This is a genomic window from Streptacidiphilus sp. EB103A (genome assembly GCF_041261405.1).
Lineage (GTDB): Bacteria > Actinomycetota > Actinomycetes > Streptomycetales > Streptomycetaceae > Streptacidiphilus.
Genome location: NZ_JBGCAQ010000008.1, coordinates 44,769 through 60,044 on the forward strand (window position 1 = coordinate 44,769; position 15,276 = coordinate 60,044).

The following is a 15,276-nucleotide window of genomic DNA, read 5'->3' on the forward strand; positions in this document are numbered from 1 at the left end:
GCGAACAGAAACCCCCACGAACGTTCACTGAACCCTCGGAACCGCACCTGATTCCACCCGCAACCGCACCTCCGCCGACAGTGCCACCCCCAAAGAGCGCCGTGCGTTGGCGAGTGGGCCCGACGACAGCTCCCGAAGGACGGGGCCCGGGGCCGCCCCCGGGGCGAGGGTCAGAGCAATCCGCGCACGCGGACCGCCGAGGATCCGTACGCGGGCCCGGGAGACTCCGGCCATCTGCTCGGCCTCGTCGGTGACGGCCCGCGCCAGCGCCGCGCCACGCAGGCGGACCGGGAGGTCGGCCAGGTCCGGGACGGTGATCCGGTCCGCCGTGCCGGTCCGGAGCTGGGCCACGAGCCAGCTCAGCGACAGCAGCGCGGCCACCGCCAGCCCGGCGAACAGAGACGGCCACCACCAGCCCTCGCCGCGCCAGCGCACCCGGTCGGCCGGGGCCAGCACCGCGTGGTGCGGGTCCGTGAAGGTCCAGTCGGTCAGGTTCAGCCCCCCGGCCAGCAGCAGCGCTCCCCCGGCGAGAAGCACCAGGCCGACCAGGGCCAGCAGGGTGCGGTTGACCGCGCTCCGGCTCACGACTTCCCCCGGGGCTTGCCGTCCGCGCCGACCCTGACATGGACCATCGGCGGGCGGACCAGGCCCAACCGGGCGCGCTCCGCCGTGAGCTGCTCGGCCAGCGCCGACTTCACCTCGCTGGGATCGCCGAAGCCGACGACCGCGCGCACCCGCGCCCTGCGCCGCCCGACCTGCACCCGCGCCTCGCGCACCCCCGGCGTCTCCAGCGCGGCCCGGCGCAGCATCGCGGCCGCCGCACGCCGGTCCAGGCCGGCGCGCAGGCCGACGGTACCGTCCGTGGCGAGCGGCAGCAGGCGGCGCAGGCCGGGGGTGGCGGCGAGCAGCAGCAGCCACAGGCCCAGCGCGCAGGCCACGGCCGCGCCGGTGACCACCCAGGCGTCGTCGAGGTGACGCTGCGCCAGTTCGTCGGTGATCCGGATGCGCCAGGCATGGGCCCGGTGCCCGCTGCGGATGTAGCTCTCCTCGTAGAGCAGCGCTCCGGCCGCGGCGGTCAGGACCAGGGCGGTGAGGGCGGCGGCGTTGCGGCGGGCCGACCAGAACCGGCGGCCGCGCGGGGAGTCCGGCTGCTCCGGTGCGGCGGGGGCGGCCGGGGCGGGCGCCGTCCCGGCAGGTGAAGCGACGCTCATCGCAGTCTTCCGCCGGGGGCTGCCGGGACCAGGCGTTCCACCACCAGGTCGATCCTCGGGTCCTCCGAGCCCGCCAGCTGGACCACGCGCTCGGTGACCCGGCGGTGCACCGCGCGGGTGACGGCGGCGATGTCGAGGGGGTAGGGCAGGTCGAGGCCCACCGTGATGCTGACGCCGCGCCGCCCCTGCGAGGCGGTCGCCCGGGGGGAGTCGATCCGTCCAGGCCCGGTCAGCTGGTCGGCGAGGGCCTCGGCGGCCGCGCGGGCGGCGATCCGGGCGAGCACCCTGTCGGCGAGGCGGAGGCTGCCGCGCTCGCCCGGGGCGGGCAGGGACGGGGCGGGGACGGCGCCGTAGGCCATCAGCTCCTCCGGTCCCTGACCTTGCTGCTGCGGATCAGGTCGCCGAACTCCAGGTCACCGTCGAGAAGCCGCCCGGCCACGAAGCCGACCGCACCCAGGGCTGCGACCAGCAGGAACGCGGCGAAGCCGCCGAAGTATCCGGCGAAGCCGAGGGCCATGCCCACGGCCAGGCCGATCAGTGCCATGCTCACTGGACCCTGCTCTCGGTGGGTTCGTCGTCGTCCTGCTCGTCCGGCAGATGGACGTCGTTGACGGCGATATTGACCTCGACGACCTGCAGACCGGTGATCCGCTCCACCGAGCTGATCACGTTCTTCCGCACCACTGTCGCCAACTCCGCGATGGGGACCCCGTATTCGACCACCAGGTCGATGTCGAGGGCGGCCTGCCGCTCGCCGACCTCGGCCTTGACGCCCTTGCCGACATTGGGCCTGTTCCCGGGGACCCGGTCGCGCACCGCGCCGAAGCCACGGGATCCGCTGCCCAGGGCATGGATGCCCTGCACCTCCCTGGCCGCCATCCCGGCGACCTTCTCCACCACGCCCACGGCGATGGTGGTACGTCCGCGCTCACCGCTGGGCGCCAGTTGAACGGTCTCGTGCTGACGGGCACTGGGCTTGGTCACGTCGGTCATGGTGTGGGCTCCCGGTCGGGGTGCCCGGACTCAGCAGTCACAATCTGCATATACCGGGCATATCACCTCGACCTTAGGGGAGCCCCACGACACGCACACCGCAGTGAAGACGAACGGGTGAGGCGCTGCCGGGCGGCTACTCCCCCAGCCCCGCTAGGTCACGCAGCCGGCGCAGCTGCGCGGCGCGCTCAGCCGCACGCTGTTCGTCGTAGCCACGGCCGGGGGCGCCCTGGAGCAGTGCCTTGGTCTCCACCAGTGCGTCCCGGGGGGCGGCGAGCAGCGCCGCGGCCAGGTCCGCGGCGGCGGCGTGGAGTTCGGCGACGGGGAGGGCGGCGTTGGCCAGGCCGATGCGCACCGCCTCGTCCGCGCCGACCCAGCGGCCGGTGCCGCAGATCTCCAGCGCGCGGGCCGGACCCACCAGGTCCACCAGCGGCTTGGTCCCGCCCAGGTCCGGCACCAGGCCCAGGGCGGTCTCACGCATGGCGAACTGGACGTCGGCGGCGACCAGTCTGAGGTCGCAGGCCAGGGCGAGCTGGAATCCGGCGCCCACCGCATGGCCCTGCACCGCGGCGATGCTCACCAGGTCGGGACGGCGCCACCAGGTGAAGGCCTGCTGGTAGCCGGCGATGACCGCGTCGCCCTCCTCGCCCTTGGCCAGGTCGAGCAGACCGCGCTCGCCGGGGATCCCCTCCGGGGTGAAGGCGGCCCGGTCGAGACCGGCCGAGAAGGACTTGCCCTCGGCGAGCAGCAGCACCGCCCGCACCGTCCCGGGCAGGCCGCGGCCGACCGCGGCGAGGGAGCGCCACAGCGCGGGCGACTGGGCGTTGCGCCGCTCGGGGCGGCACAGCGTCACCGTCGCGACGGCGCCGTCCTCGGCCAGCTCCAGCCGGAGACCGGCCTCCGCCCACTCGGACGGGTCGGCGCCGGGGCCGGTGTGCATGGTGGGCGCGGAATGGGACACAGGGACCTCCAGCAGCGGTGCGGCTCCGAACTCTTCGGGCGCGGGCTACTGAAGAGTAACTTGTCGGACGCGACGATCGGCGACCGGGTGGGAGGCCCATGGTGCGGGACTCCGCCAGCCGCCGAAGCGTCAGGGATCTGACGTACTGATGGGTCGTACTGATGGATGCGTTTCAGGACGTGGCCGCGGCGGTCGCCTTGGCCTTACCGCGCGTGGCGCCACCGCGACCGCGGAGGGAAACTCCGGACTCGCTGAGCATGCGGTGGACGAATCCGTAGGACCGGCCCGTCTCCTCCGCCAACGCCCGGATACTCGCACCGGAGTCGTACTTCTTCTTCAGCTCGGTCGCGAGCTTCTCCCGTGCGGGGCCCGTTACCCGGCTGCCCTTTTTCAGAGTCTCGGCCACCCGTGCCTCCTCGTAGCAAGTGCTCTGTCGGAATCCCATGATCACCCATGGGTGACCTCCTGGCCACCCATTCCGCAAGGTCGGCAACGAAAATCCCGGCGGGCAGTGCCGGGCCGCGCGGCTGACCAGCGCGCGGTTTGCTGTCGCACGCCCGGGGACGTCACCGTGACATGGCGTGAAAATGCTGATCAGCAGCGGTGAATGGGCAATGCACGGGATTCCCGAATGAGCAGAAACAGAGCCGGTTCACTCGTACAGGTGGTGGGCCGTGCGATATGAACTCTTCTGGTCCAGATGCATGATCCAGCGACTACTCCGGCCGGTCGGAGCGGGGTCAGGCGAGGGAGACCAGATCGGCGTAGCCCTCGTTCCAGAGGTCCTCGATGCCGTCCGGCAGCAGGATGATCCGCTCCGGCTCCAGTGCCATGACGGCCCCCTCGTCGTGGGTGACCAGGACGACGGCACCGCTGAAGGAACGCAGCGCGCCCAGGATCTCTTCCCGGCTGGCCGGGTCGAGGTTGTTGGTGGGCTCGTCGAGGAGCAGCACATTGGCGCTGGACACCACCAGGGTCGCCAGGGCCAGCCGGGTCTTCTCGCCGCCGGAGAGCACTCCGGCGGGCTTGTCCACGTCGTCGCCGGAGAACAGGAACGAGCCGAGGATCTTGCGGACCTCCACCAGGTCCATGTCCGGCGCGGCCGAGCGCATGTTCTCCAGGATGGTGCGGTCGTTGTCCAGGGTCTCGTGCTCCTGGGCGTAGTAGCCGATCTTCAGCCCGTGGCCGGGGATGAGCGTGCCGGTGTCGGGCTCCTCCACGCCGGCCAGCATCCGCAGCAGCGTGGTCTTGCCGGCGCCGTTCAGGCCCAGCACGACCACCTTGGAGCCCTTGTCGATGGCCAGGTCGACATCGGTGAAGATCTCCAGCGAACCGTAGGACTTGGAGAGCCCCTCGGCCATCAGCGGGGTCTTGCCGCAGGGGGCCGGGTCGGGGAAGCGCAGCTTGGCGACCTTGTCGCTGACCCGGACCGCCTCAAGACCGGAGAGCAGCTTCTCCGCGCGGCGGGCCATGTTCTGGGCGGCCACGGTCTTGGTGGCCTTGGCCCGCATCTTGTCGGCCTGCGAGTTCAGCTGGGAGGCCTTCTTCTCGGCGTTGGCGCGTTCGCGCTTGCGGCGCTTCTCGTCGGCCTCGCGCTGCTGCTGGTAGAGCTTCCAGCCCATGTTGTAGACGTCGATGCAGGTGCGGTTGGCGTCCAGGTAGAACACCTTGTTGACGACCGTCTCCACCAGGTTGATGTCGTGGGAGATGACGATGAAGCCGCCGCGGTAGGTCTTCAGGTAGTCCCGGAGCCAGATGATGGAGTCGGCGTCCAGGTGGTTGGTGGGCTCGTCCAGGAGCAGGGTGTCGGAGTCCGAGAACAGGATCCGGGCCAGCTCGACCCGGCGCCGCTGACCGCCGGAGAGGGTGTGCAGCGGCTGGGCCAGGATGCGGTCCGGCAGCCCGAGGCTGGCGGCGATGGTGGCCGCCTCGGCCTCGGCGGCGTAGCCGCCCTTGGTGACGAACTCGGTCTCCAGCCGCGAGTACTTCTTCATGGCGTCGTCGCGGGTCTGGCCCTTGCCGTTGGCCATCTTGTCCTCGGCGATGCGCATCTTGCGCAGCACCTCGTCCAGGCCGCGGGCGCCCAGGATGCGGTTGCTGGCCAGCACGTCCAGATCCCCGGTGCGGGGGTCCTGCGGCAGGTAGCCGACCTGGCCGCTGCGGGTGACCGTGCCGGCGGCGGGGGCGCCCTCACCGGCCAGCACCTTGGTGAGCGTGGTCTTGCCGGCCCCGTTGCGGCCGACCAGGCCGATCCGGTCGCCGGGGGCTACCCGGAAGCTGGCGGACTCCAGCAGGATGCGGGCACCGGCACGCAGTTCGATGGCGTTGGCGGCAATCATGGCGAAGGTACTCCCGGGACGGCGAAGCGCTGGCGCGGGCCGTCGAGCGGGGCCCTGCTTGAGGCGGAGAGGCCCAGTCTACCGGGGGCCGGGCAGCGTCCTGATCGGCAAGGCGGGCGCGGGCTTGCCGGTGAGCCGCTGGACCACCTGGGTCGTGAGCCACGGAACGTCGCGGATGCCCACCGTGGTCGTCCCGGTGGCGACCGGCCGGGCCAGCGGGGTGGACTGGACCTGCCAGACCCTGCCCGTCCCGTCGAAGGCCTCGACGGTGCTGTAGCTGTCGCAGGGGCGGGCCAGCACCAGCAGGTCGTCGAGGGCCAGCGCCTGGGCCGGGGCGTAGGAGCAGCCGGCCTGCGGCAGGGTGTCGCTGCGGATGGAGCCGTCGGCGGTGTTGTACTCCATCACCACCTGCGCGGTGGGGACCAGGAAGACCTTGCCGCGGTCCAACGAGGCGACCAGTACGCCCACGTCGGCCGGGTGCAGGCGGAGCCGGTCGGCCAGGCCGGGGACGAAGCGGTGCCAGGCCACGGCGGCCGGATCGGCGCGGACGCCGGTGAGCATCCCGTCGCTCCAGACCGCCACGGTGATCCCGGCCAGCGGCACCACGCTCACCGGCTCGCTGCCGGGCCGCTTGTAGGACCACAGGGTGTGCCCGCTGTCGCTGCCCCTGGTCGCGTACAGCTGGACCGAGCCGTCGGCGCCGATCCGGAAGGCCCCGCCGTCCTCCTTGGAGACCGTGTCGTTGCTGTGGACCACCACCGAGTCGCCGAACGGGGCGGGCCGGTGGTCGCGCGCAGCGGCGCCCACGCCGACGGCGGCGAGGATCACGATGAGTGCTGCGAGCGCGGTACGCATGTTCACTACCGTAGGTCGAGGGGGCGGGGAAGGGGTGCAGGGTCGGCAAAATGGCGGTCCCAGGAGCGTAACGTTTCTCCTTCGGGCTGCCCGCAGGGCCCTCTGCGGCAGCTCAGCCGCGTGGCTGGTAGATGATCACCGCCGCGCCGAGCAGGCAGACCGCGGCGCCGGAGAGGTCCCACCCGGTGGGGCGGAAGCCGTCCACCAGCACGCCCCAGGCCAGCGACCCGGCGACGAACACCCCGCCGTAGGCGGCCAGCACCCGGCCGAAGGACGCGTCCGGCTGCAGGGCGGCGACAAAGCCGTAGGCGCCGAGCGCCAGCACCCCGCAGACCGCGTACTGCCACCCCCGGTTCTCCTTCACCGACTGCCAGACCAGCCAGCAGCCGCCGATCTCGGCGAACGCCGCCAGTACGAACAGCAGGATCGAACGCGTGACGGTCATCCCCGCACGATATGACGGATCACCGGTGAATCACCGGCGGCCCCAGGTGTGTCCCGTCACGCTGGACGGATCGGGCACCTAGCGTGAGCCCGAACCGGTCGAGGGAGGATGCCGATGTCGCGCCGCCGTGCGGTGACGCTGCTGGTCACGGCGGTGGTGGTGGTCGCCGCCGGGTTGGGGCTGTACGGGTGGTCCGGGGACGACGGCGGCGGGCGTGGCCCGGGGGCCGACGCGACCGCGGTGCCGGCCCACCCGGTGCCCTTCGGCGCCTTCCTGGGATCGACCGAGTCCGACGACGCGATGGCACAGCTCTCGGCCTGGCTGGGCGGCGCGCCGGTCCGGGTCGGGCACACCTATCTCCCCGGCGCCTCCTGGTCGGACATCGAGGGCAGCACCACCCTGCTCGGCCCGTGGGCGGCCTGGCGGGACGCCGCGCCGGACCGGCTGCTGGTGTTGGGGGTGCCGATGCTCCCCGACAACGAGGGGCAAGTCCCCGACGACCAGGTCCGGCAGCTGCTGGAACAGGGCGCCACCGGACGGAACGACGCCCACTACACCACCCTGGCCCGTACCCTGGTCGCGCTCGGCGCGCCGGACACGGTGCTCACCCTCGGCTGGGAGATGAACGGCACCAGCTACACCGGCCGCTGCGGTCCGGACCCCGCCGCCTGGAAGCAGTACTGGCGCCGGATCGTCACCGCCATGCGCGCGGTGCCCGGGCAGCGCTTCCGCTTCGAGTTCGCGCCGACCAGGGGCGCCGACGCGCACCCCTGGCCGGACTGCTACCCCGGCGACGACGTGACCGACGTCATCGGGATGGACAGCTACGACCTGGCCGGCTCCGACCCGGAGCGGACCGCGCCGTTCGCCAGCTATGTGGACGAGCCCTACGGACTGCTGGCCCAGGTCCGCTTCGCGGCGGCGCACCGCAAGCCGGTGTCGTACCCGGAGTGGGGGATGTACCACCGGGGCGACGACCCCGCGTACGTCAGAGGGATGCTGGACTGGGCGAGCACCCACGACACCCTCTACCAGACCATCACCGACTACTGCCCGCACGGGGTCTGGCGCTGCACCGACAATCCCCGCTCCGGACGGGTGTTCCGGGAGGCGCTCAGCGCGCGGTCAGGAGGCCGCTGAAGATCTGGGCCGGATCAGGGAGCGGCGTCCTGGGGCTTCGATGGCAAGGCGGAGGAGGGAGCCAACCGTGGTTGGTAAAGGGTGACCAGGGGGCACCTCCCGCCCGAAGGGTGGGGGAGACAACGCGGCCAGCGGAGTCTCAGGGCGTCGCGAGCCCGGCCCAGATCTTCAGCGGCCTCCTAGCTCCCTGAGCCTGGTGCGGACGGCGGCCAGCCAGGGGGCGCGGGCGCGCAGCCGGCGGACCGCGCCGGCGCGCAGGGCGATCGCCGCCGCGTGGACGGCCACCGCGGGCGCCCCGCCCAACAGCAGCCGCTCGTTCCGGGCCTGCTCGGGGCGCCAGCGCTGCTTGTAGGGCTCGTCACCGCGCAGCAGGCTCAGCTCGCCGCGACCGGTGGCGACGGCGTGGGCCGCGCTCTCCCGGAGCAGTATTCCGGCGACGTCCACCCGCTCCCGCAGCTCCGGGCGCACCCCGTAGAGGTAGAGCGCGGACAGTCCGTGCACCTGCAGCGTCAGATCGCAGGCCACCAGCTCGCCGTCCAGGCGGTACCGGCGGACGGTCGCGCGGCCGGCGGCGGCCATCCGCTCGGCGGACCGCGACAGGTGCTCGGCGAACCGGGGACGCAGATGCTCGGGGGTGACGCCGCGGCCGCGCCACTGCAGCTCATGCAGGGCCAGCAGCTCGCGGAGGGCCCGGGGCACCTCCTCGGGCGGCACCGTCCGGGTCTCGACCCCGGCGGCCTCCAGTCTGCGCAGCTTGACCCGGCTGCGCTGCGCGGTGCGTCCCGGCAGCCGGGACACCAGCTCCTCCATCGGCACGCCGGGCAGATGCTGGCACAGCGAGTCGGGCAGCCGCCGGGCCGCCCCCGGCCAGTGCTCGGCGATCCGGTGCGCGGCCGATCCCGGGCGCAGCTCGCGCAGGTCGAGCGCGACCCAGGGACGGCGCAGGCCGAGCTCCCCGGCCAGCGCCCGGGCCAGCACCGCCGCGGTCCGCTCGGCGTCGGCGTCGTCCAGCAGCACGTCCAGGAAGTCGGTCAGCCCCTGGCCGACCCCGGTCAGCAGCGGCAGCGCCCGCCGACGGAGCATCAGCGGGGCCGCGCCCACCAGGACGCCGTCCCGACGCACCGTCACCACCCGCAGCCGTCCCGGCCTGCCGTAGCTGTGCCACCAGGAGGAGAGCCAGGCGTGGCTCTGGAACGGGGTGGCCACGGGGCAGCGGTCGACCAGGGCGTCCCAGTCGGCTGCCAGGGCGTCGAAAGCGGCGGCTTCCCGCACCGTGCGCACCTCGGTCACCGGGGCCGGAGCCTGCGCCGATGCCGGTACCGGGGAGGCGCCTGCGGGGACGGAGCCGGCGAGCTGAGATGCCGTCATCGACGGGCCTGGGTCGCGGACTGCCGGGGGCGCTTGGAACCCGCCTCGGTGGAGGTGGGGGCGGAGGCGGAGTCCGGGGTCGGGGTCTCAGCAGGGGCCGGTTCGGCGGGCAGTTCGTCGGCCGACGCGTCGTCGGAAAGACCGTCCGAGCGGGGCTGCGGGAGCGGGGAGGGGGCCGGGCCGCCGCCGGTCCCCGACTGCCGGGCCATCATGCCGAGACCGCCGACCAGCAGGCCGGCCGCGCCGCCCACCGCCACATCCAGGCTGCGGGAGGGTGAACTCGCGGCGGCCGGCCTGGCCGCGGCGGCGAAGGTGATCAGGTGGACCCTGGTCTGCTTGGACGCGTCGTTGCCGAAGGTCACCAGCGAGCTCGCCACCGCGTTGGCCTCCGCGGCGGCGCGTGCGGCCGTCGGCGCGCTGCCGGTGATCTGGACCATCGGCGCGTCCGGCGAGGTGGTCGCCTGGATCAGCGGGGTCAGCTGCGCCAGCGGGACACCGGTACTGGCGGACGCGTCCAGCAGGATCTCCGGCTGGGCGATCACCCGACCGTAGGCCTGGGCGAAGTTGACGGCGGTGGCGCTGTCGCCGTCCGCCTGCGGTACCACCATCACATAGGCATTGGCCTGGTACTGCACCGGCGCGGCCAGCGCGTAGGCGCCACCGCAGGCGGCGCCGAGCGGGACGGCGGCGAGGACGGGCCAGCAGCGGCGCAGGATGCTGCGCGCGGCGTTGCGGCTAGTGTCGGACATGGCTGCGGGGCTCCTTGGGTTATCGAGAGGTCTTCGCCGCGGCAGCGGGCGGGTGCTGGGGAAGCGGAACAGTGCGGGCAGGGGCTGGGGTGGGGACGGCGGTACCGGCCCCGCCGAGCTGGTCGTAGAGCCCGGCCACCAGGGGGGCGAGCCGGGCGATGTCGTAGTGCCGGACCGCCTCCGGCTGCGGCAGCGGCGTACGGCACTGGCGCAGCAGCGCCAGTTCGGCGGCATAGGCGGCCGGGTCGGAGCGGACCCGACGGGCCCCCGGGGCCGCCTCCGGCGGGAGTTCGGACAGCGCCGGACCGGAGGACCAGCGCACCGGGAGCCCGGCGGCCAGTCCCTCGATCAGCGCCATGCCGAAGGTCTCGTTCCGGGACGGGGCCGCCAGCACGTCCATCGCCGTGAGCAGGTCGGGGACGTCGTCGCGCTCCCCGGCGAACACCACCCGGTCGGCGACGCCGGCCGCGCGGGCGCGCCGCTCCAGCGCCGGACGCTGCTCGCCGTCGCCGACCAGCAGCAGCCGGGCCCCGCCGTCCCGTTGGGGCATCAGGGCCAGGGCGTCCACCAGGACCTCGAACCGCTTGCCCGGAACCAGCCGACCGAGACCGCCGACCACCAGCGCGTCCTGCGGCAGGCCCAGGCCGGCCCGGAGGAACCGGCGGGTGGCGGCGCGGGTCGGCGCGGGCTGCGCGTAGCGGGCCGCGTCCACGCCGTTGGGGATGGTCAGCACCCGGTGCGCCGGCACCTTCCAGTCGGCCAGATGCTCGGCGACCGACTCTGACACCGCCAGGGTGCACTGCCCCAGCCGCTCCGCGGCCAGGTAGAGGGCCCGCACGCCGGGGGTGATCCGGCGTCCCTCGATGACCCCGGGCAGCAGTGAGTGCTCGGTGGCGACCACGGCGCCGACCCCGGCCAGCCGGGCGGCCAGCCGTCCGTAGACGCAGGCCCGGTAGAGGTGGCAGTGCACCAGGTCGTAACGGCCGTGCCGGATCAGACCGGTGAGCCGGGGCAGCGCGGCCGGGTCGCGGTTGCCCCGCATGCCCAGGTCGAACACCCGGACGCCGTCCTCGCGCAGGCCCTGGGCCACCGTGCCCGGGTTCTCCAGGGCCACCACGTCACACCGGTGACGATCCGGCAGATGCCGAAGCAGCAGCCGTAGTTGCTGCTCGGCGCCGCCGGCCGCGAGGCCGGTGATCACATGCAGGACCTTCATCGGGCATCCTCTCCGTCGACCCGGACACGCAGGCCGCGCAGCCGGTGCCGGGCGCGCTTGGCGCGCAGCCGCAGTCCGTTGTCGCGTTCGCCGACGTAGGAGCGCGGCAGCGCCCAGCGGCCGGTGAGCGGTCCGTGCGCGATGGCGGCGCCGTAGTGGTAGCCACTGTCGCGGACTGCGGCGGCCGCGGCGGCGTCGACCGCGCCGTAGGGGTAGCAGAATCCTCCGACCGGCTCACCGAGCAGGTCGCGCAGCAGCTCACGGCTGTGCCGGGTCTCCTCGGCCAGGGTTGCGGCGGCGATCCCCGGCAGCGAGCGGTGGTACATGCCGTGCGAGCCGATCTCGACCCCGCAGTCGTGCAGCCGGAAGATCTGATCCGCCGTCAGCAGCGGCTTGCGTGGCCCCTCGTCCCAGATGTTGTGCCCGCCGAGGCGGCCGACCACGACGAAGGCGGTGGCGCTGAACCCGTACCGCTGCAGCACCGGCAGCACCCCGCGGGTCAGGTCGGCGTAGCCGTCGTCGAAGGTCAGCCCGACCAGGTCGGCAGCCCGGCCCAGCGCGTGCGCGCGGAGCAGTTCGCCGAGGCCGACCCCGCGCAGGCCGTGGGCGTGCAGCCAGGCCATCTGCCGGGCGAAGCGCTCGGGGGTGACGGTGACCCGGTAGGGGTCCTCGGTGTAGTGGTCCACCGAGTGGTACATCAGCGTCCAGGGTGACTTGGCGGGTTTGATCCTGGGGCCGTGGAAGAGTTCCGTGCCCGAGGGGTTCGCAGGAACGGGGTCGGTCCGGGCAGTATCCGACAAGACGCCGTCGGACCGGACGCCGTCGGTCCGCGGCTCAGCCACCATGGCGTCCCTCCCCTTCGTCCTTGCGGCCACGGGTCCACAGCCGGGCCGTCAGTGCTGCCAGCGGTCCGGTCACCACCGGCGCCCTGAGCGCGGCGGCGGCGAGTACGAAGGCGGCGACGCCGGCTGCGGCGCCCAGGAGCACCGAGGGCAGCGCGTGGGCGGCGAAGGGCTGGGCCGCGGTGTAGGCGGCCGCGGCGGCGAGGGCGGCGGCGAGCAGCAGCCGGGCCTGGTCCAGCAGGACCGTGCGCAGCCGCAGGGCCACCCCGCGGGTCCTGATCCCCACCAGCAGCAGCACCGCGGTCAGGGTGATGCCGGTGGCGTTGGCGGCGGCCAGCCCGATCGCTCCGTGGCGTGCCACGGCGGCCAGCCCGATCGTGGTGGTGACCAGGAGTCCGAGGGCCATCGCGGCCAGCGGGAACCAGTCACTGCGGGACCCCGACCTGGCCGGGGCGGTGCCGAAGGCCACCACCGGACGGGTCGAGAAGAACGGCCGGACCAGCGCGCCGACCATGGCCTGGCCGAGCAGTCCCAGGCTGTAGACGCGCATCACCGAGCCGGTGGCGGCGGTGTCCTGGGCGGTGAAGGCCCCCCGCTGGAACAGCAGCGCGACGATCTGCGGGGCGCAGGCCATCAGCACGGCGGTGCCGGCCAGGACCAGTGCGCCGATCAGTGCGAGGTCCTTCTGAACCCGCTCCCGGGCCGCCTCCAGATCGCCGTCGGCGAGGGCCCTGGCGATGACCGGGAAGGTCACGGTGCACACCAGCACGCCGAGGGTCATCGCCATCTGGGCGACCTTCTCGGCGTAGTTGAGGTGCGAGATGGTTCCGGGGGCCAGCGAGGAGGCGAGATACCGCTCGACGAAGACCTGGGACTGGCGGGTGAGGGTGAACAGGGCGATGGGGAGCAGCGCGAGCGGGCTCAGCACCAGGGCGGGCGAGGCGGCGGTCTGCGGTCGCCGACGGGGCGTCAGGCGGGCGCAGTGGCGGGTGAAGGGCGGCAGCAGGACGGCCGTCATGAGGACGCTGCCGAGGGCGACGCCGGCTGCTGCGGCGCGGACTCCGAGAGAGCCGTGCAGCAGCACCATCAGCAGCAGGATGCCGGTGTTGTACGCGATGTAGACCGCGCCGGGGGCGGTGAAGCGGCGGTGCGCGCGGAGGCCGGCGCTGAGGTAACCGGTGAGGCCGAACGGCAGGATGGTGAGGGCGGTGAGGCGGGTGCAGACCACGGCGAGGGCGGGGTCGGCGAGGCCGGGGGCGAGGAGGTGGACCAGGAAGGGGGCGCCCAGGAGGGTTGCGGCTGAGACTGCAGCCAGGAGCAGGGCGAGTGGGGGGAGGGTGGCTCCGACCAGGTCTGCTACGGCGGGGGGGAGGGCCGGGGTACGGGGGGTGGGGGGCTGGTCGCGCAGTTCCCCGCGCCCCTTGGGTGCTGCATGGCTGGGCGCTGCGGGGACGTTCTCGCTGGCCCGGACCAACCTGCTGCGGGGTGTGGGGACTTGGGGCGGTTGTTGAGCGGTTTCGGTGTCGGCGGAGAGGGCGAGGCTGAAGGCGGGGACCATGAGGAAGGCCATGGCGTCCTCGATCAGCAGCGGGGCCGCGGTCTCGGGGACGGTCCAGGAGACGAGGAAGGCGTCGGTGCCTCGGCCCGCGCCGAAGTAGCGGGCCAGCAGGAGGTCGCGGAGCAGGCCGAGCAGGGAGCCGCCGGCGCTCATCACGGCGGTGATGCCGAAGGCTCGGGCCAGGACGGAGCGGGCGCGGCCGCGGGTCTCGGTGGGGCGGGGTGCGGTCAGGGTCACGTCGCGGCCTTCCGGTCGGACGCGTCGAAGGTCCCGAACGCGGCGAGGCCGACGACCACCGAGACCAGCACCGTGGTGGTGCCGCCGATGTCCGCGTAGAGGAAGTCGACGAGTTGCCAGACCAGCAGTCCGAGCAGCGCCGCCCCCAGGCCGCCCCGCTCGCGGGCGGTGCGGCGGACGGTGCCCAGGAGCAGCGAGAGGAAGAGCGCGGCGAAGGCCGTCAGGCCGACCAGTCCGTCCTCGCTGAGCAGCAGCAGGTACATGTTGTGCGGGGAGAGCAGCGGCTCGCGGGAGAAGCCCGCGCCCGCGCCGCCGGTGTCGCTGCCCGAGGACAGCCGCAGCGGTGCGTGGCCGTCGCGGAACTGGGGGAACTCCTTGGGGCCGACACCGGTCACCGGGTGGTCCCGCCAGATCCGGCCCGCCGTGGTCCAGAGGTCGTAGCGGTCCGTCACGGAGTGGTCGGGGGCGGCCCCGGCCACGGTGGTGATGCTGCCGAGCCGCTCGGCGACACTGGCGCCGCCGAGGCCGAACCCGCCGACCAGGACCACGGCAGCAGCGGCGGCGAACAGCGCGCCGCGCAGCGCCAGCCGGACGTCGGAGAGGACCAGGGCGACGACGGCGGCGCAGCCGGTGGCGATCCAGCTGCCCCGGCTGAAGGAGACGGCCAGCGGGAAGACCAGCCCGGCCGCGGTCAGACCGAGCAGCCAGGAGGCGCGGCGGCGCCCGGCCCGGCGGGCCTCCAGGGCCAAGCCCAGAGCGGCCAGCAGTCCGTAGCTGACGACGGCGGACATGGCCATCACGTCCTGGGCCCCGAAGGTGCCGACCGCGCGGGCGCTGCCGCCGGCATAGGAGGCGCCGGTGCCGGTGAGGAACTGCGCGGCGCCGACCGTACCCTCGATCACCGCGGCGCCCACCATCGCGCCCAGCACCAGCACCAGGTCCAGGCGTTCGCGCAGGGCGAGCAGCACGGCCAGCGGGACCAGCACGAACACCTGGATCAGCCGGACGAAGCCGGACAGGCTCTGGGACGGGTCCCGCGAGGCGATGGTGGAGGCGGCCACGGCGACGGCGATCACGCAGAACAGCACCGCGGCCCGGGTCGGGGCCAGGGCCCGCCCGGCGCGGAACGCGGAGAGAACCCGCAGTCCGCAGATCGCCACCAGCCCGACCGAGGCGACATCGGCGGGGGTCACATGGACGGCCGCGGTGACGTCCTGGTTGCCCAGGGGCACGCAGACGAGCAGCACCGTCAGCGCCGCCAGGGCGCTGGGACGCCGCAGCAGCGCCAGCAGCGCCTCCCGCCGTCCGGGCGGTGCGCCGGTCTGTGGATTGGCCTGCCGTGGCTGCGGCACGCTGAGAAGG

17 protein-coding genes are annotated in these 15,276 nt (G+C 73.6%); 1 reads left to right on the forward strand and 16 read right to left on the reverse strand.

Going from position 1 to position 15,276, the window contains the following annotated elements:
- Positions 1-24 precede the first annotated feature (24 nt).
- The 10 genes from ABH941_RS14660 to ABH941_RS14705 all read right to left on the reverse strand — a co-directional run bounded on the left by ABH941_RS14660 (position 25) and on the right by ABH941_RS14705 (position 6,804).
- Complete coding sequence (locus ABH941_RS14660) at positions 25-585, reverse strand: alkaline shock response membrane anchor protein AmaP (protein WP_370129539.1); 561 nt, start codon at positions 583-585, stop codon at positions 25-27.
- Positions 582-1,211 carry a DUF6286 domain-containing protein gene (locus ABH941_RS14665; RefSeq protein ID WP_370129540.1) on the reverse strand — a complete coding sequence of 210 codons (630 nt, stop codon included), beginning with the start codon at positions 1,209-1,211 and terminating at the stop codon, positions 582-584. Before ABH941_RS14665 ends, ABH941_RS14660 begins: the two co-directional genes overlap by 4 nt.
- The gene (locus ABH941_RS14670; RefSeq protein WP_370129541.1) at positions 1,208-1,570 is read right to left on the reverse strand and encodes a hypothetical protein; all 363 of its coding nucleotides are present in this window, start codon (positions 1,568-1,570) and stop codon (positions 1,208-1,210) included. The genes ABH941_RS14665 and ABH941_RS14670 overlap by 4 nt, the downstream gene beginning before the upstream one ends.
- On the reverse strand, positions 1,570-1,761 hold the full coding sequence (locus ABH941_RS14675; protein WP_370129542.1) for a hypothetical protein: 192 nt from the start codon (positions 1,759-1,761) through the stop codon (positions 1,570-1,572). The genes ABH941_RS14670 and ABH941_RS14675 overlap by 1 nt, the downstream gene beginning before the upstream one ends.
- On the reverse strand, positions 1,758-2,204 hold the full coding sequence (locus tag ABH941_RS14680; protein ID WP_370129543.1) for an Asp23/Gls24 family envelope stress response protein: 447 nt from the start codon (positions 2,202-2,204) through the stop codon (positions 1,758-1,760). Before ABH941_RS14680 ends, ABH941_RS14675 begins: the two co-directional genes overlap by 4 nt.
- A 136-nt stretch (positions 2,205-2,340) precedes the next feature.
- Complete coding sequence (locus ABH941_RS14685) at positions 2,341-3,144, reverse strand: enoyl-CoA hydratase/isomerase family protein (protein ID WP_370129829.1); 804 nt, start codon at positions 3,142-3,144, stop codon at positions 2,341-2,343.
- Positions 3,145-3,337: 193 nt separating this feature from the next.
- Complete coding sequence (locus ABH941_RS14690) at positions 3,338-3,571, reverse strand: helix-turn-helix domain-containing protein (protein WP_030266545.1); 234 nt, start codon at positions 3,569-3,571, stop codon at positions 3,338-3,340.
- 334 nt (positions 3,572-3,905) lie between these two features.
- The gene (abc-f, locus tag ABH941_RS14695; protein ID WP_133999470.1) at positions 3,906-5,504 is read right to left on the reverse strand and encodes a ribosomal protection-like ABC-F family protein; all 1,599 of its coding nucleotides are present in this window, start codon (positions 5,502-5,504) and stop codon (positions 3,906-3,908) included.
- Positions 5,505-5,582: 78 nt separating this feature from the next.
- Positions 5,583-6,359 (reverse strand): hypothetical protein, encoded by a 777-nt coding sequence (locus ABH941_RS14700; RefSeq protein ID WP_370129544.1) that lies wholly within the window; start codon positions 6,357-6,359, stop codon positions 5,583-5,585.
- 112 nt (positions 6,360-6,471) lie between these two features.
- Positions 6,472-6,804 carry a YnfA family protein gene (locus ABH941_RS14705; RefSeq protein WP_370129545.1) on the reverse strand — a complete coding sequence of 111 codons (333 nt, stop codon included), beginning with the start codon at positions 6,802-6,804 and terminating at the stop codon, positions 6,472-6,474.
- Between the two features lie 114 nt (positions 6,805-6,918).
- On the opposite strand from ABH941_RS14705, the gene ABH941_RS14710 reads away from it, so the two are divergent.
- Positions 6,919-7,944 (forward strand): glycoside hydrolase family 26 protein, encoded by a 1,026-nt coding sequence (locus tag ABH941_RS14710; RefSeq protein ID WP_370129546.1) that lies wholly within the window; start codon positions 6,919-6,921, stop codon positions 7,942-7,944.
- A 168-nt stretch (positions 7,945-8,112) separates the two neighbouring features.
- Here ABH941_RS14710 and ABH941_RS14715 read toward each other — a convergent pair whose 3' ends face one another.
- From ABH941_RS14715 to ABH941_RS14740, 6 genes are read right to left on the reverse strand one after another with little or no spacing between them, the layout of a single operon-like run.
- Positions 8,113-9,312 (reverse strand): GNAT family N-acetyltransferase, encoded by a 1,200-nt coding sequence (locus tag ABH941_RS14715; protein ID WP_370129547.1) that lies wholly within the window; start codon positions 9,310-9,312, stop codon positions 8,113-8,115.
- Positions 9,309-10,061, reverse strand: coding sequence for a Wzz/FepE/Etk N-terminal domain-containing protein (locus tag ABH941_RS14720; protein ID WP_370129548.1), 753 nt, complete (start codon positions 10,059-10,061; stop codon positions 9,309-9,311). The genes ABH941_RS14715 and ABH941_RS14720 overlap by 4 nt, the downstream gene beginning before the upstream one ends.
- A 19-nt stretch (positions 10,062-10,080) precedes the next feature.
- Positions 10,081-11,277: a glycosyltransferase gene (locus ABH941_RS14725; RefSeq protein ID WP_370129549.1), complete on the reverse strand. Its 1,197-nt coding sequence runs from the start codon at positions 11,275-11,277 to the stop codon at positions 10,081-10,083.
- Complete coding sequence (locus ABH941_RS14730) at positions 11,274-12,122, reverse strand: polysaccharide deacetylase family protein (RefSeq protein WP_370129550.1); 849 nt, start codon at positions 12,120-12,122, stop codon at positions 11,274-11,276. The genes ABH941_RS14725 and ABH941_RS14730 overlap by 4 nt, the downstream gene beginning before the upstream one ends.
- Positions 12,112-13,914 (reverse strand): murein biosynthesis integral membrane protein MurJ, encoded by a 1,803-nt coding sequence (gene murJ, locus ABH941_RS14735; RefSeq protein WP_370129551.1) that lies wholly within the window; start codon positions 13,912-13,914, stop codon positions 12,112-12,114. The genes ABH941_RS14730 and murJ overlap by 11 nt, the downstream gene beginning before the upstream one ends.
- Complete coding sequence (locus ABH941_RS14740; RefSeq protein WP_370129552.1) at positions 13,911-15,266, reverse strand: O-antigen ligase family protein; 1,356 nt, start codon at positions 15,264-15,266, stop codon at positions 13,911-13,913. Before ABH941_RS14740 ends, murJ begins: the two co-directional genes overlap by 4 nt.
- Between the last annotated feature and the right edge of the window lie 10 nt (positions 15,267-15,276).

Coding starts and splice junctions, on each gene's coding strand:
- ABH941_RS14665 (WP_370129540.1), bottom strand. CDS start 1,211: ATGAGCGTCGCTTCACCTGCCGGGACGGCGCCCGCCCCGGCCGCCCCC.
- ABH941_RS14670 (WP_370129541.1), bottom strand. CDS start 1,570: ATGGCCTACGGCGCCGTCCCCGCCCCGTCCCTGCCCGCCCCGGGCGAG.
- ABH941_RS14680 (WP_370129543.1), bottom strand. CDS start 2,204: ATGACCGACGTGACCAAGCCCAGTGCCCGTCAGCACGAGACCGTTCAA.
- ABH941_RS14685 (WP_370129829.1), bottom strand. CDS start 3,144: ATGCACACCGGCCCCGGCGCCGACCCGTCCGAGTGGGCGGAGGCCGGT.
- abc-f (WP_133999470.1), bottom strand. CDS start 5,504: ATGATTGCCGCCAACGCCATCGAACTGCGTGCCGGTGCCCGCATCCTG.
- ABH941_RS14700 (WP_370129544.1), bottom strand. CDS start 6,359: ATGCGTACCGCGCTCGCAGCACTCATCGTGATCCTCGCCGCCGTCGGC.
- ABH941_RS14705 (WP_370129545.1), bottom strand. CDS start 6,804: ATGACCGTCACGCGTTCGATCCTGCTGTTCGTACTGGCGGCGTTCGCC.
- ABH941_RS14710 (WP_370129546.1), top strand. CDS start 6,919: ATGTCGCGCCGCCGTGCGGTGACGCTGCTGGTCACGGCGGTGGTGGTG.
- ABH941_RS14715 (WP_370129547.1), bottom strand. CDS start 9,312: ATGACGGCATCTCAGCTCGCCGGCTCCGTCCCCGCAGGCGCCTCCCCG.
- ABH941_RS14720 (WP_370129548.1), bottom strand. CDS start 10,061: ATGTCCGACACTAGCCGCAACGCCGCGCGCAGCATCCTGCGCCGCTGC.
- ABH941_RS14725 (WP_370129549.1), bottom strand. CDS start 11,277: ATGAAGGTCCTGCATGTGATCACCGGCCTCGCGGCCGGCGGCGCCGAG.
- ABH941_RS14730 (WP_370129550.1), bottom strand. CDS start 12,122: ATGGTGGCTGAGCCGCGGACCGACGGCGTCCGGTCCGACGGCGTCTTG.